The organism is Photorhabdus viridis (assembly GCF_040256935.1).
Classification (GTDB): domain Bacteria; phylum Pseudomonadota; class Gammaproteobacteria; order Enterobacterales; family Enterobacteriaceae; genus Photorhabdus; species Photorhabdus viridis.
Genome location: NZ_JBEJZY010000324.1, coordinates 1 through 343, shown reverse-complemented (window position 1 = coordinate 343; position 343 = coordinate 1). Strand labels below are relative to the sequence as shown.

The window sequence follows — 343 nt, the reverse complement described above, 5'->3', positions numbered from 1 at the left end:
TTCTTTCCGTAATTTGGTGGCTGAGGCCCGGTTGGGGGTCAGTCAGGAAGCGCATACCCGCTTCTTTACCGATATGCTGGCGGCGGTGGATGAACCCACGCTGCCGTTCGGGCTGACAGAGGTGCGCCTCGACGGCTCACAGGTGACGGAATCCCACCGCATGTTGGCACCTGAGCTGAATGATCGTCTGCGCAGTCAGGCCCGGCATCTGGGGGTCAGTCTGGCGGCGCTGTGTCATCTGGCCTGGGCGCAGGTGTTGTCGCGTACCAGCGGGCAGGAGAAAGTGGTGTTCGGCACGGTGTTGTTTGGACGGATGCAGGCAGGGGACAGTGCCGACAATGGC

General features: G+C 62.4%; 1 protein-coding gene. It reads left to right on the top strand.

The genetic code is table 11. From position 1 onward, the window contains the following. Positions 1–343, top strand: a 343-nt coding sequence (locus ABR397_RS23570) for a condensation domain-containing protein (protein ID WP_350307818.1), incomplete at both ends; no start/stop codon positions are given.